Annotated in this window: 10 protein-coding genes and 1 pseudogene; 7 read left to right on the forward strand and 4 right to left on the reverse strand. The window is 58.3% G+C overall.

The window, feature by feature from the left end:
* Positions 1-8 precede the first annotated feature (8 nt).
* Entirely contained in the window at positions 9-971 is a 963-nt protein-coding gene (locus AC2FEE_RS20765; protein WP_496867225.1) for a LysR family transcriptional regulator, read from the reverse strand.
* A 363-nt stretch (positions 972-1,334) separates the two neighbouring features.
* Here AC2FEE_RS20765 and AC2FEE_RS20770 point away from each other — a divergent pair, with 363 nt between their 5' ends.
* Positions 1,335-2,390: a tyrosine-type recombinase/integrase gene (locus AC2FEE_RS20770; RefSeq protein ID WP_496867226.1), complete on the forward strand. Its 1,056-nt coding sequence runs from the start codon at positions 1,335-1,337 to the stop codon at positions 2,388-2,390.
* A 68-nt stretch (positions 2,391-2,458) separates the two neighbouring features.
* Here the strand turns inward: AC2FEE_RS20770 and AC2FEE_RS20775 are convergent, their stop codons facing one another.
* Both AC2FEE_RS20775 and AC2FEE_RS20780 read right to left on the reverse strand, forming a co-directional pair.
* A complete protein-coding gene (locus AC2FEE_RS20775; protein WP_496867227.1) occupies positions 2,459-3,565 on the reverse strand; it encodes a ParB/RepB/Spo0J family partition protein in 1,107 nt (368 codons plus the stop codon).
* Positions 3,562-4,869: an AAA family ATPase gene (locus AC2FEE_RS20780; protein ID WP_496867228.1), complete on the reverse strand. Its 1,308-nt coding sequence runs from the start codon at positions 4,867-4,869 to the stop codon at positions 3,562-3,564. The genes AC2FEE_RS20775 and AC2FEE_RS20780 overlap by 4 nt, the downstream gene beginning before the upstream one ends.
* A 467-nt stretch (positions 4,870-5,336) precedes the next feature.
* Here AC2FEE_RS20780 and AC2FEE_RS20785 point away from each other — a divergent pair, with 467 nt between their 5' ends.
* The 6 genes from AC2FEE_RS20785 to AC2FEE_RS20810 all read left to right on the forward strand — a co-directional run bounded on the left by AC2FEE_RS20785 (position 5,337) and on the right by AC2FEE_RS20810 (position 12,878).
* Positions 5,337-6,020, forward strand: a complete 684-nt coding sequence (locus AC2FEE_RS20785) for a DnaA N-terminal domain-containing protein (RefSeq protein WP_496867229.1) — start codon at positions 5,337-5,339, stop codon at positions 6,018-6,020.
* A 96-nt stretch (positions 6,021-6,116) separates the two neighbouring features.
* Positions 6,117-6,683, forward strand: a complete 567-nt coding sequence (locus AC2FEE_RS20790; protein ID WP_496867230.1) for a DUF4178 domain-containing protein — start codon at positions 6,117-6,119, stop codon at positions 6,681-6,683.
* Positions 6,680-7,984 carry a DUF4178 domain-containing protein gene (locus AC2FEE_RS20795; protein ID WP_496867231.1) on the forward strand — a complete coding sequence of 435 codons (1,305 nt, stop codon included), beginning with the start codon at positions 6,680-6,682 and terminating at the stop codon, positions 7,982-7,984. Before AC2FEE_RS20790 ends, AC2FEE_RS20795 begins: the two co-directional genes overlap by 4 nt.
* 176 nt (positions 7,985-8,160) lie before the next feature.
* A complete protein-coding gene (locus AC2FEE_RS20800; RefSeq protein ID WP_496867232.1) occupies positions 8,161-8,385 on the forward strand; it encodes a DUF350 domain-containing protein in 225 nt (74 codons plus the stop codon).
* A complete protein-coding gene (locus AC2FEE_RS20805; RefSeq protein WP_496867233.1) occupies positions 8,382-9,923 on the forward strand; it encodes a polyamine aminopropyltransferase in 1,542 nt (513 codons plus the stop codon). Before AC2FEE_RS20800 ends, AC2FEE_RS20805 begins: the two co-directional genes overlap by 4 nt.
* Positions 9,924-10,091: 168 nt before the next feature.
* Entirely contained in the window at positions 10,092-12,878 is a 2,787-nt protein-coding gene (locus tag AC2FEE_RS20810) for a bifunctional aconitate hydratase 2/2-methylisocitrate dehydratase (RefSeq protein ID WP_496867234.1), read from the forward strand.
* 280 nt (positions 12,879-13,158) lie between these two features.
* Here the strand turns inward: AC2FEE_RS20810 and AC2FEE_RS20815 are convergent.
* A pseudogene (locus tag AC2FEE_RS20815) lies at positions 13,159-13,340 on the reverse strand (IS6 family transposase); the annotation flags it as partial.
* Positions 13,341-13,379 lie beyond the last annotated feature (39 nt).

The raw sequence follows: 13,379 nt of genomic DNA on the forward strand, positions 1-13,379 counted from the left end.
TATGGAACTTATAATTCATCAGCATTTGCCTGAACCGTATTGTTCGGGAACATGGATGACATCTTGTGCGACCGGGATTGCAGAAATTTCAGAAACTCTTTTGCAGCGGTCGGAAGGGGCTGCTTGCCCGAGGTAATCAGGCACAGATCACGATACAGGTCGGGTTCGGACAGACTGCGGTAGACCAGCGACGGGTTCAGGTAATTCGGCGAGGCCAGTGCAGGCAACGCCGACACTGCCCTCCCCTGTTCGACAATTCCGACCAGCGCGGCAATCGTCAGCACGGTATAGTCCGGCTCGGATACGGAAACGGGCAGACCCCTCACACCATCGGTCAGGCGGCTAATCCCGGTGTCTTCGGCCATCCCGACAAACGACTGATCTTCGAGACAGGCCCATGCCAACCTGTCCTTGCGCCGCGCCAGCGGGTGATCCGCGCGGCAGATCAAACCCACACGATCCCGGAGGAAGGGAGCATAGGTCAAAGCCGGATCGCCGGACCAAATGTTTGCGATCCCGAAATCGGCCATACCGTTCAGGACCTGGGTTTCAACCCCGCGCCCGTTATCATCCTGAATATGAACAGACACATCCGGCTTGACGGTCGCGTAATCCCGGATGGCCTGCGGCAAGATCCGGATTGCAGCGGAAGGCAGTGCAGCAACACGCACCCTGTTGCTCTGTTTCCTGGCGCTGGTGCGCGCCGAAAGGATTGCCGCGTCTAGGTCATTCAGAATGACTTCGGCCTTGTGCAGAAACTCTTTCCCCTGCCTTGTCAGAGAAACAGAGCGTGTGGTGCGTTGCAGCAGAGCCGCCTCAACGTTTTCTTCAAATTGCTGGACGCTGAGAGTCAGGGCGGGCTGAGATATGGCCAACTCTTCCGCCGCCTTGCTGAACGACCCACATTTCGCCACCTGCACGAAGGCACGAAGTTGCTTAAGCGTAACATTTCTGGACACCGGTCTGGACATAAGCCGAGCCTATACCAGCTACGCAGCGGGTACCTGCGAAATCGTCCTTGCTCGTGGTTTTCTGCAAAACACCAGAACATGCTGAGTTGAGGCACCGCTGCCCCGTTGGGCTGAATGGCAGGCGTCAGATGTCAAACCAATATAATGGGAGGCGCTACAAGATTACCTCGACCTAGTCTCAGATAGAGCAATGCGACACAACTCTAATTCTTTTATCGAGTAGTCTCAATCGCCGCTTAATGTGCAAAAAACCTCACTTTTGCCCGTAACTTCAGACGCACGCATAAATCTCTATTACTCGCGATAAGTATCGCTTATCAAGTTTGATTGATTTCACCAGGAAACAGGCACAGAATGGCTGCCATGAAGCCTCCTGCCCCATACCTTCCCTGCCCCTTCCCTGCCCTGTCTCAAGCGGATCAGGACGCGCTGACCGATCTCTATATCCGCGGCACGCCGGCCAATACTCTGCGGGCCTATGAGCGCGACCTGCTCTACATCACGGCGTGGGCCAATGTGGCCTTCAAGAAGCCGCTTGAGTGGCCGGAGCGTCAGGACATCGCGCTGGCCTTCATCCTCGATCACGCCCGCGATCTGAACGACGCGGCACCAGACGATCGCGCCCGCCGGACGGCGGAAGCATTGATAGATCAAGGGCTGCGCAGATCGCTGGCCTGTCCGGCCCCATCCACCCTGGACCGGCGCATCGCGTCCTGGCTGGCCTTCCACCGCATGAAGAACCTCGCCAGCCCGTTTGACGCCCCTCAGGTGAAACAGGCCCGGTCCAAGGCGCGCCGCGCCGCGGCCCGTCCTGCGGCCTCGAAGTCGCAGCACCCGATCACCCGCGATGTGCTTGAGCAGTTGCTGGCCACCTGCCGCGGCTCCCGCCGGGATTGCCGCGACCGGGCGATCCTGATGCTGGGCTGGGCAAGCGGCGGCCGGCGCCGGTCTGAGATCACCGGGCTGATGCGCGAGGATGTCTCTTTCAAGGAGTTCGACAAGTCAGGCGTCGTCTGGCTGTCCCTGCTGGAGACCAAGACCACGATCAAGGGTGAGACGCCCCGGCTGGTGCTCAAGGGTCGCGCCGCGCAGGCGCTGGTGCATTGGATCGAGGTTGGGAGGATCACTGACGGGCCCTTGTTTCGACCGGTCTCCAAGGCCGACCGGGTGCTGAAACGCCGCCTGTCGCCGGATGCGATCTATCAGATCATCAAACACCGGTTGAAACTCGCAGGCCTGCCTGAAGGCTTTGCCTCACCGCACGGGTTGCGCTCGGGCTTTCTGACCCAGGCCGCACTCGACGGTGCCCCGATCCAGGCCGCCATGCGCCTGTCCCTGCACCGCTCCATGGTACAGGCACAGAAATATTATGACGACGTCGATATTGCCGAAAACCCGGCAACAGATCTGCTGGGGTGAGGCGCAAAATAGAAAACGCCGGGCGTTTGGCCCGGCGTTTTCTACTTGCTGAATTCGACATCAAAACCTTACCCGTGGGTAAGATCGTCCTCTTCCTGCAAATCGTCGATCAGAGTCGCAATTGCCTGCTCCAAACGGGCACGGTCGACGCGTGTAAAATCCAGATCATAGCGCAATTCGAGCCGCCCGCTGGAGGCTGAGCATTTCGCAACCCCTGCCCGTCCCGACACTTGGAACGTGGTTTTCGCACGCCGCGTTTTTCCCCCCGAAGCGGTAACCGGTCTCTTGGGAACGCTCCCTTCGGCTTCAACAAACGACCGCAGTATCGCTACTTCACGCAGGCCGTCACGATCCGGCTCGCTCATCAGCGCGGTGCTGACCTGACGGATCAGTCCAGGGTTGGCGTCGAGCTTGCGCTTCAACTCGACTCCCAGATTGCGCGGAATATCGTTGGGATGCATCAACACCTTGTCCAGCATCATCAGCAAGCTGGCGAAGGACCGGATATAGCTGCGCTTGGTGTAGCTGGCAGATTTGAACAGGATAGCAACTGCCTTGTCCACATCAGCGCAGCCATTTGCCGGGTCGTCAGCATAGGCTCGGGCTAACGCGCCCATCTCGGCAAACGAGATATCCTTGCGGATCAGGTTTTCATCCACCATGCGGCGATAGCTGTCATTCAGATCGCTAGCGTCGGAAATGCCTGCCGGGATCTTGGCATAGATATCTTCACCCGTCTCCTCAAGCAGCGCCTGATATGCCGACAAGCGACGCATACCCTGGATCAGGTCAAATCGACCATCGGAACGACGCTCCAACCGGATCGGGTTCGACAGGCCGATATCACGGATTGAGTCTTTCAACTCGTCCAACTCAGGGTCGGGGCCGGGCTTGCGGTCTCGGGTCAGCTTCTCGGTGACAACGTCCACCAGAGCCACATGTTCGGTCACCAGACCTTCGGATCGCAAGCGCACAAGCTCGTGCGCTAAGCGGTCGTTTTCGGCCCGGATGGTCTCTTCGGTCGATTGCTGATCGCGCAGGGCGTCGGCGTTTTCCGAGATTGCCTTGGCCATCGGACCGCGCCGTTTCTCAAGCACCTTGTCCGGGGCCTTGCCGACCGGTATGTCCTCCATGGCCGGCATGTCGATGTCAAACATTCTGCGTTTACGGCTCATGCGTCATCCTCCAGCTTGTCCCAGGCCGACAGCATCACGCCCCGGAATTCCTCATACACATTGTCAAAAGTCGAGCGCGCGCGGCGCCAGGTTTCCCGCGTCATCTCGCGGTAATCCATCTCGTAGACCGAGCTCAGGAAGCGACCGGATTGCTCGACGGCACGGGTCATTTCAACCGGGTGTTCAGCGACATGCTCACCGAACACCTTCTTGAACGCATCGAACATGGCCAGATGCAGCGCGTTGCCCGGTTCATATCGGGTCAGCAGAAAGCGCATCTCGCAGAACGTCTTGGGCAGGCCGATCTTACCCGTGGGTAAGGTCTTGTCGAAGCCGTAAGCGAGATCCTCCAGCGCCTCGGCCAATTGACCGATGAACGAAGTGGTCGAGTCATATTCCCAATATCCGGGCCCGGAAGGGATATAGAGCATATCAGCAGCAAAGACCGCGTTCATCGACTGGTACCCAATGGCCGGCGGGCAATCGAACAGGATCAGGTCATAGGCGTCATCCGGGATCTGATCCAAGTACCGCGACACGGCAGCAAAGAACGACCACTCGGGATTCAGATGCCGGTACTGCGCCGAGGCGAATTCCACAAAGGCCGCGTTGGCGCAGGACGGGACAACGTCGATGGTCGACCACGAGCTCTGCTTGATGAAATCCGAGATGCGCAGATCCCCAAGCCCCATATCTGTTATTGAGGGCGGCAATTCCCGGCGGGGCAGGGCGGTTCCGGATTCGGCGGCGGCAGGGCGGTTGTTCATCCGCTCGGTCTCGCGGATCAGGTCTCGGGCCATGATGCCCCAGACGGTGAAGTCCTCGGCCACGTCAGTCAAACCCATCGAATGGCTGAGCGTTGCCTGCGGGTCGAAATCCACCACCAGCACCCGGTAGCCATCCAACGCGGCGGCATGGGCCAGGTGCAAGGCGACGGTGGACTTGCCCGCGCCACCTTTGAAGTTGGCGACCGCAGCGCGAATGGCGCGCTTGCCCACGGGCCGGGGTGGCATCAGGGACTTGCGGTTCACTTTGAGCCGACGGCGCAGCTCATTCACCTCTTCCAGGCTGAACCAGCGCTGGCGGCCTTCGGGCTCCACTTCACCGCCGGGCAGGGATGGGTCAGCCGCAAGCTTGCCGCGAAAAGTCGATTGGTTGACGCGAAAGATCAGCTCGGACACCTCCCAGCTTGAAAAACGGCGGAGGGTCTTCTCCATCTCGGGGCTGAAGGTCTGCTGGCGTATCCAGCCCTGCAGTTTGAGTGACTGATTGCGCAATGCGTTCAGGTCTTCGTGCGTGTACATGCCTCAGGTCTCATCGTTTGGGACGCTATTTTATATGTGTTTCCTATTTACGCTTGATTTGCGCTTTAAGCAAAAGGAAATATGATGACACTGTGATCTTACCCGCGGGTAAGAAATCAAGGGTTTCACGACTACTGGCCGATTCGGAGACCCGGTGGCTTGGTGGAGGACAAGTTCGCGGGCTCTGAAACAGGATTTAGGGGGTCACAAGAACCTAAACCACCCCATTTGGGGGGCAAAACCACCCAATAAGGGGACAACCTGAATGTCCCCCATCACCAATACTTCACCAATATTCTTTTTGATTTTTGAATTGGGATGGACCGTGATCTGGCTTGAAACTAGTCTCCGCTTGACAGAATCGCCGGATTGGACGCTAATCAGGACATCGAGACGAAAAGCGTTGGCAAACAGCGCAACATTGGCGGTATAAACCGTCCGAGGCAGACAGAGCAGTGAGAACGGGAATGCAGGTTGCAAAACCGGTCGGGCGAAATGCGCCCGCGATCAAATATGATATTTTGTCGGCACTGACCGTGCACGCCCTGTCGGGTGACAAGCACCGGCAGCGCAGCATCCTGCGGATCATCGCCCTGATCACCACCCGTTACAACTGGCGCAACAATGAGCTTTCGATCGGCCGAGAAGAAATCGCCCGTCTGTGGTCGGTGAACGAACGCACCGTCAAACGTGAGATGGCCAAGCTGCGGACAATGGGCTGGATCGCGGTCAAGCGCCCCGCAGTACGTGGACGCGTTGCGGTCTATGAGCTGGATCTGAAACAGCTCATGATCGACACGTCCGAAGTGTGGCCGACTATCGGGCCCGATTTCCAGACGCGGATGACTGAGGAGCCTGAGGCCGACACCAATGTGGTACCTTTTACGGCCAAACCGATCCCACCGGATACTTCGGATGGGGATGTCTGGACGCAGGTTCAGGCCGTCCTGCACGGGCGTGACCCCGAGCTTTGGGCCAGCTGGTTCCGGCACCTGGCCGAAGCCGACAGGGCAGGGGGGACGGTTACACTTGTGGCGCCGTCGCGGTTCATGGCGGACTATATCGCGCAAAAATGGAATGGGAGGTTGCTTGCTGCCTACAGTCGAGTTGACCCGAATGTACGCAGCGTCCGAGTGGAAGCCACGGAGTAGGGTTCAATCACAGCTTGAAGTTTTCACCTCTATACGTGACCTGAAGCCATGCAGGATCTTAATTGTCCAAATTGCGGGTCTTTATGCCCGATCATCTTGAAAACCGCCAAGCTCGTGACCTGCCCGTCATGTGGCACGACCCTGTTTTTGAAGGGCGACCACATTGAGCAGGCCGGACAGCAAGGGGTGATGCATGATGCGCCGCTCCTGTTCACGGTCGGAGACACCATCGAACTGGGGCGCAAGACCATACAGATCTTCGGCCATGCGCGCTTTTCCTATGGGCGGGGATTCTGGGATGAGTATTGCGGGTTTTCGCAAAAGGGGGCGACCTCGTGGATTTCAGTGGACGAAGGCGATGTTGTTGAACAGGTCCGCATCCCGGAAGCGCAGATACCGAAATTTCGGCCTCCGTTCGAACCAGGTAAGACGCTGGATTTCAATAGCGTCACCTACACCGTCACCGAAGTTGAACAGGCCGAGTGCATCGCCTTGCGCGGGCAGTTCGACGAGGAGCTGCAGGTGGGCGAGAGGTACCAGTTCGTCAATGCCTCGGCCGATGGTTACCGATTGCTGTCTGGCGAGTTCTGGGGCGAAAGCGTGTCGTGGTACGAGGGGCGCTGGTACGACCCGTTTGGCGTGAAGGTACAGAAACAGACATGACCCGAACGCCCGAACTTGCATCCATCAATTGTACCTCCTGCGGCGCCGGATTGGACGTTTTGGGTGGCGGGCGGGTAGTGGTCAAAATCTGCGAATTTTGCGGATCAGAATTGAATGCGCAGGACAATTATAAGATTCTGCGCAGGTTCGCCGGGCTTAAGCGACCTGACACACCGCTGTCGATCGGGATGCGTGGCCGGTTGTATGATGTCGAATTTGTCATCATCGGTCTGATTAAGCACACCGAACGCTGGGCGGGGCGCGAATTCACCTGGATCGACCATCAGCTTTATTCACCGACGCATGGTTATGCCTGGCTGACCCTTGAGAACGACCACCTGGTGTTTTCGCGGCGTTATCGGGGTGGGGGCTGGATGTCCGAGCACTGGGTCGAGACGGCGGACAGCCCGCCCTCCGTACGGACCAGCGAAGGCACATACGTCTACTATGAGACGACGCACAGCAAGATCACCTATGTCGAAGGCGAGTTTAACTGGAGCCCGAAGTTCGGCCAGCAGACGCTGACCATCTCGGCCATGTCCGACACGGCGATGCTGGGGTTTTCGCAAACGGGCAGCGAACGCGAGGCCTACCGCTCGGTCTATGTCGCCAAGGCCGAGGCCGAAGCGGCCTTTGGCGTTACGCTGGACCTCAAGCCAAGTCGCGTCCATCCGTTGCAACCCTTTGTGGCAGGGCGCAACTACTGGTTCCTGCTGTGGAGCTCGTTTGTGTTCGCGGCTGTTTGCCTGGTAACGGCCTTGGCGTTCAACGTGCAGGGCGGGCGGGTTGTGCTGCGCAACACAAAAGTGGATCTGCGGGACCTGCCGGTTGAGATTGCCATTCCGCTGGAGGCCGACAACACGTTGACCTCGATCCGGGTGGCCGGGAACTTGCGCAACAGCTGGGCCTATCTGGAGATGGAGATGCTGAACCCAGACGGCCAGCCGGTTTTCGAGACCGGGCGCACCATCGAATCCTATTCCGGCCGTGATTCAGATGGCAACTGGAGCGAAGGGTCTCCGGTGACCCGGCTGCGCTTTCGACCCGACGTCAGCGGAACCTACACTCTGGCGCTCTCGGCGGTCGAGAAAGGGCTGTGGCATGGGGGGAACGGACGACAACATCCGTCAGGTGAACCGTTCACCCGCCTGTCACTGGATGTCCGGACTGGTTTGTTCACGGGCAAATGGATGGCCTATCTGGGCGCGGTCTTCGGGGCGTTGTTCCTGTTTCAGTTCGGGCGTAAATGGCTGCATCGAAAGGCGCGCTGGTCGGGGACTGACTGGGTAGACGAGGATTAACGTGACAGCTTTCCGGATCATCTTCCTACTGATTTCGACCGCGGCCGTCGGGGCCACGGGATATGTAACTTACTTCGGTTACGGCGGCGAAAGCCGTGACCTGGACAGGTCCGTTCGCGTCGGCAGTGACGGCGGCGGCTATTATCGATCAAATCGCGTGAAATAACGGGGACATCATGGACTATTTTGCAGCCATTCAGATTGCAGAGATTATCAGTACGATCTTTTACACATTTCTCGGCGTCACACTGATGTGGGTAGTGTGGAAAGTGATCGACTGGCTGACCCCGTTTTCAATCGTGCGCGAGATTGAGCATGACCAGAACGTCGCGCTGTCGATCCTGATCGGGCTGCTGTTCGTCTCGGTTGCCATCATCATCGCCGCCGTCATCCTGTCATGACAGAGGCCCGGGCGGTTGAGGCCCGCGCCGCGTGGCTGCTGGCCGCGACGTTTCTGGTTGCCGTTGCCGGGCTGATCTATGAGCTGATCGCAGCGACCCTGTCGAGCTATCTGCTGGGGGATTCAGTACGGCAGTTCTCACTGGTCATCGGGATATTCCTGTCGGCCATGGGGCTGGGCGCGTGGCTGTCGCGCTATGTCACTCACGCGTTTTCCGGCTTTGTCTGGGCGCAGATCCTGTTGGGGATCGTCGGTGGCTTCATGGCGCCAGTGCTGTTTCTGAACTACGCGTGGATGGGGCATGTGGCGACCCCGCTCTATGCGGCGCTGATTACCATCGGGGTGCTGTCGGGGATGGAGATTCCCCTGATCGCGCGGGTGCTGGAAGAGATCGGCGCGCTGAAGTTTCGGTTCGAAAATGTCCTGAGCGTCGATTACGTGGGGGCGCTGGTGGCCTCGCTGGCTTTTCCGCTGCTGGTGATTCCGCATCTGGGGCTGATGTCGGCCAGTCTGGCCTTTGGCGGGTTGAACCTGGCGGTGGCGGGACTGTCTCTGTTTTTGTTCCGGCACTGGGCCAGCCGGTTGCAGGTGGGCGTCTGGGTGCTGGCCTTTGCGGCGACCATGGTGGCGCTGTGGCATTCCGAAAAACTGGTCTCGGTCACCGAGGCCGAACTGTTCGAGGATGACGTGATCCTGTCTGAGGCGACGCCCTATCAGCAGATCACGGTGACACGCTATCGTGACCGGGTGCGGCTGTTCCTGAACCACTCGATCCAGTTCGATACGCTGGATGAGCACCGCTATCACGAGCCGTTGGTGCATCCGGCTATGGCGCTGGCTCCGCGGCGGGTGGGTATTCTGGTTCTGGGTGGCGGTGACGGCATGGCCGTGCGCGAGGTGCTGCGCTATGCAGACGTCGAAAGCGTGACGCTGGTTGATCTTGATCCCCGGGTCACACAGGTGTTTCGCGACCATCCGGACTTGTCGGCTTTGAACGACAGGGCTTTGTCCGATCCGCGCGTCACCATCGTCAATGAGGATGCGTGGAAATTCCTGGAAGGCGACGATCGGGTCTATGACTTGATCCTCATCGATCTGCCGGACCCGAAATCGATCGCGTTGTCGCGGCTTTACACGCGACAATTCTACGGGCTGGCCGTCGAGCGGCTGAGCGGGCAGGGGCTGTTGGTCACGCAGGCCGGGTCGCCGTTTTTTGCGCGGCAGGCGTTTTGGTCGGTGGTCGAGACCCTGAACAGCAGCCGCAATCCGCTACGGCCGGGGCAGGGGCTGCATACTTTACCCTATCACAGCTATGTGCCCAGTTTCGGCGAGTGGGGGTTTGTGCTGGCCTCGCCCGAACCGCTGCCGGGTCGGGACCTGAACCTGCCGGACGGGCTGAGCTATCTGACCGATGAGGTCTGGCAGGCGGCGCAGGTGTTCGGCTCGGACATGGATCGCGTCGCGGTCGAACCCAATACGCTGCAGACCCATATCCTGACCGGGTACTATCTGGACGGCTGGGATTACTGGTTCCGATAAGCCGCGGCAATGGCGTTTCGTCACCCGAACGCGTTCAAACTGCGCAGATGGTCCCTTGATATTCTCCGCGGAATGGTATACCGCCGCATACAAACAAAATGCCGGGTCTCGCCAGAGCACCGCGAATCCGGCAGATAGCGTCATAAATTGCAAACAGCCGGATCAGCCATGAGCCTTTATACAGACTACCTCAGTGAAATCGAAACCCGTAAGGAACAGGGGCTGCACCCCAAGCCCATCGATGATGGCGCCCTTGTCAAAGAGATTGTCGATCAGATCAAGGATACCGGCAATGAACACCGGGCGGAGTCGCTGAACTTCTTCATCTACAACACGCTGCCCGGCACAACCAGCGCTGCGGGTGAAAAGGCAAAGTTCCTGAAAGAGATCGTTCTGGGCGAGGCCGTGGTTGAGGAGATTTCGGTTCCCTTTGCGTTCGAACTGCTGTCGCACATGAAAGGCGGCCCCTCGGTTGAGGTTCTGCTGGATCTGGCGCTGGGTGACGACGCCGCGATTGCCGACCAGGCCGCCGAAGTGCTGAAGTCGCAGGTCTTCTTGTATGACGCCGACACCGACAGGTTGAAGGCAGCTTATGGCGCTGGCAATGCAATCGCGAAGGACATTCTGGAAAGCTATGCCAAGGCAGAGTTCTTCACCAAGCTGCCCGCAATCGACGAAGAGATCGAAGTGGTAACCTATGTTGCGGCCGAGGGTGATATCTCGACCGACCTGCTGTCGCCGGGCAACCAGGCGCACTCGCGTGCCGACCGGGAACTGCACGGTAAGTGCTTTATCTCGGAAAAAGCGCAGCAGGAAATCGAAGCGCTGAAGCTTCAGCACCCGGGCAAACGCGTGATGTTGATTGCCGAGAAAGGCACCATGGGCGTGGGCTCGTCCCGGATGTCGGGCGTGAACAACGTGGCGCTGTGGACCGGTAAACAGGCCAGCCCATATGTGCCATTTGTCAACTTTGCCCCGATCGTTGCAGGCACCAACGGCATCTCGCCGATCTTCCTGACCACCGTTGGTGTGACCGGCGGCATCGGTCTCGACCTGAAAAACTGGGTCAAGAAGGTGGACGAAGACGGCAATGCGATCCTCAACAATGACGGCAATCCGATCCTGGAAGAAAAGTACTCGGTCGCAACCGGTAAGGTTCTGAAGATCAACACCAAAGAGCACAAGCTGCTGAGTGAAGATGGTGAAGATCTGGTGGATGTGTCCGCGTCCTTCACGCCGCAGAAAGTCGAGTTCATGAAGGCGGGCGGCTCCTACGCCATCGTCTTCGGCAAGAAACTGCAAACCTTTGCGGCCGAAACTTTGGGTGTCGAGGCACCTCTGGTTTTTGCCCCGTCTAAAGAAATCAGCCACGAAGGTCAGGGCCTGACCGCGGTTGAGAAGATTTTCAACAGGAACGCCGTGGGCACAACGCCCGGCAAGACCCTGCACGCCGGTTCGGACGTGCGCGTAAAGGTCAACATCGTCGGGTCGCAGGACACAACTGGTCTGATGACCATGCAGGAGCTTGAATCGATGGCCGCGACGGTCGTGTCCCCCATCGTTGATGGTGCCTATCAGTCGGGTTGTCACACTGCATCGGTTTGGGATGCCAAGGCACAGGCAAACACGCCTCGCCTTATGAAGTTCATGAATGACTTCGGCCTTGTCACCGGTCGTGACCCGAAAGGCGTCTATCATGCGATGACCGACGTGATTCACAAGGTGCTGAATGACATCACGGTGGACGACTGGTCGGTTATCATCGGCGGCGACAGCCATACGCGCATGTCCAAAGGCGTGGCCTTCGGTGCCGACTCGGGCACCGTGGCGCTGGCGCTGGCAACCGGTGAAGCCTCGATGCCGATCCCGGAATCGGTCAAGGTGACCTTCAAGGGGCAGATGGCCGAGCACATGGATTTCCGTGATGTGGTGCACGCCACCCAGGCGCAGATGCTGGAACAGCATGGCGACAACGTGTTCCAGGGCCGCGTGATCGAAGTGCATATCGGTACGCTGCTGGCGGACCAGGCCTTTACCTTCACCGACTGGACCGCAGAGATGAAGGCCAAGGCCTCGGTCTGTATCTCGACCGACGACACCCTGATCGGTTCGCTGGAACTGGCCAAGTCGCGCATCCAGATCATGATCGATAAGGGCATGGAGCATGAAAACGGCATGCTGCAAAAGCTGATCAACATCGCAGATGCGCGCATTGCCGAGATCAAGTCGGGCGAAAAACCGGCTCTGCGCCCCGATGACAACGCCAAGTACTTTGCTGAGGTTGTTGTCGATCTGGATCAGATCGTCGAACCGATGATCGCCGACCCGGACGTCAATAACGCCGACGTTTCCAAGCGCTACACCCACGATACGATCCGTCCGATCTCGTATTACAATGCCGAAAAGCATGTGGATCTGGGCTTTGTCGGTTCGTGCATGGTGCACAAGGGCGACATCAAGATCGTCGCGCAGATGCTTAAGAACCTGGAAAAGGAAACTGGTAAGGTCGAATTCAAGGCACCGCTGGTGGTCGCGGCGCCGACCTACAATATCATCGACGAGTTGAAAGAAGAGGGCGATTGGGAAGTGCTCGAGAAATACTCGGGCTTCGAGTTCGACGACCTGTTCCCGAAAACGCAGGCGCGCACCGAGTATGAGAACATTCTCTATCTTGAGCGTCCCGGCTGTAACCTTTGCATGGGCAACCAGGAGAAAGCCGCCAAGGGTGACACGGTTCTGGCCACGTCGACCCGCCTGTTCCAGGGCCGCGTCGTGGCAGATGCGCCGGACAAGAAAGGCGAAAGCCTGCTGGCATCGACCCCGGTTGTCGTGCTGTCGGCCATCCTGGGCCGGACGCCGAAGATCGAAGAATACAAAGCGGCGGTCGAAGGCATCGACCTGACCAAGTTCGCCCCGCCCGTGGTGCCGGCAAACACCAACTCGGCGCATTTCTAAGATTATTCAGGCCGGTTCAATTTGAACCGGCCTGAACTTTTCCGACACGGCGTTCAAACGCCAGTTAATAGAAACCAGCGGATGTGTCGCAATCTTTTGGAACGGTCAGAGTCAGCGACTTACTTGATGGTTGGGCGGCTAAACCGATTTTAGGATTTTGTTCACTTCTCGAATGCCAGCTGCATTGCCTCCACTCTGGTCGATGACGATCTAGCCTGTAACTCCATCCGAAGACAGGGCTTTGGCAAAGAACCAGGCGGCTGCTGGACGGTTAATGCGTTCGCACTGCGATCACCGATGAATACTTCACTACCCACCTGTTGAGAGTGACGTGGTCCACTTGCACGCCGCGTTCGGCATGATCTCTTCCAAATTCCGATACGACACTGTGTTCCGCAAATAGAAATACAGAGCGTACAATACTGCACCCTTGGGGAAATGGCAGCCTTTCAAAGAGACCATGCTGAAACCTGTAAAACAAACATACGCTGAGACCAAACG

This window comes from Ruegeria sp. YTSC199, assembly GCF_059609725.1.

Coding starts and splice junctions, on each gene's coding strand:
- AC2FEE_RS20775 (WP_496867227.1), bottom strand. CDS start 3,565: ATGAGCCGTAAACGCAGAATGTTTGACATCGACATGCCGGCCATGGAG.
- AC2FEE_RS20765 (WP_496867225.1), bottom strand. CDS start 971: ATGTCCAGACCGGTGTCCAGAAATGTTACGCTTAAGCAACTTCGTGCC.
- AC2FEE_RS20770 (WP_496867226.1), top strand. CDS start 1,335: ATGAAGCCTCCTGCCCCATACCTTCCCTGCCCCTTCCCTGCCCTGTCT.
- AC2FEE_RS20805 (WP_496867233.1), top strand. CDS start 8,382: ATGACAGAGGCCCGGGCGGTTGAGGCCCGCGCCGCGTGGCTGCTGGCC.
- AC2FEE_RS20800 (WP_496867232.1), top strand. CDS start 8,161: ATGGACTATTTTGCAGCCATTCAGATTGCAGAGATTATCAGTACGATC.
- AC2FEE_RS20785 (WP_496867229.1), top strand. CDS start 5,337: ATGCAGGTTGCAAAACCGGTCGGGCGAAATGCGCCCGCGATCAAATAT.
- AC2FEE_RS20780 (WP_496867228.1), bottom strand. CDS start 4,869: ATGTACACGCACGAAGACCTGAACGCATTGCGCAATCAGTCACTCAAA.
- AC2FEE_RS20795 (WP_496867231.1), top strand. CDS start 6,680: ATGACCCGAACGCCCGAACTTGCATCCATCAATTGTACCTCCTGCGGC.
- AC2FEE_RS20810 (WP_496867234.1), top strand. CDS start 10,092: ATGAGCCTTTATACAGACTACCTCAGTGAAATCGAAACCCGTAAGGAA.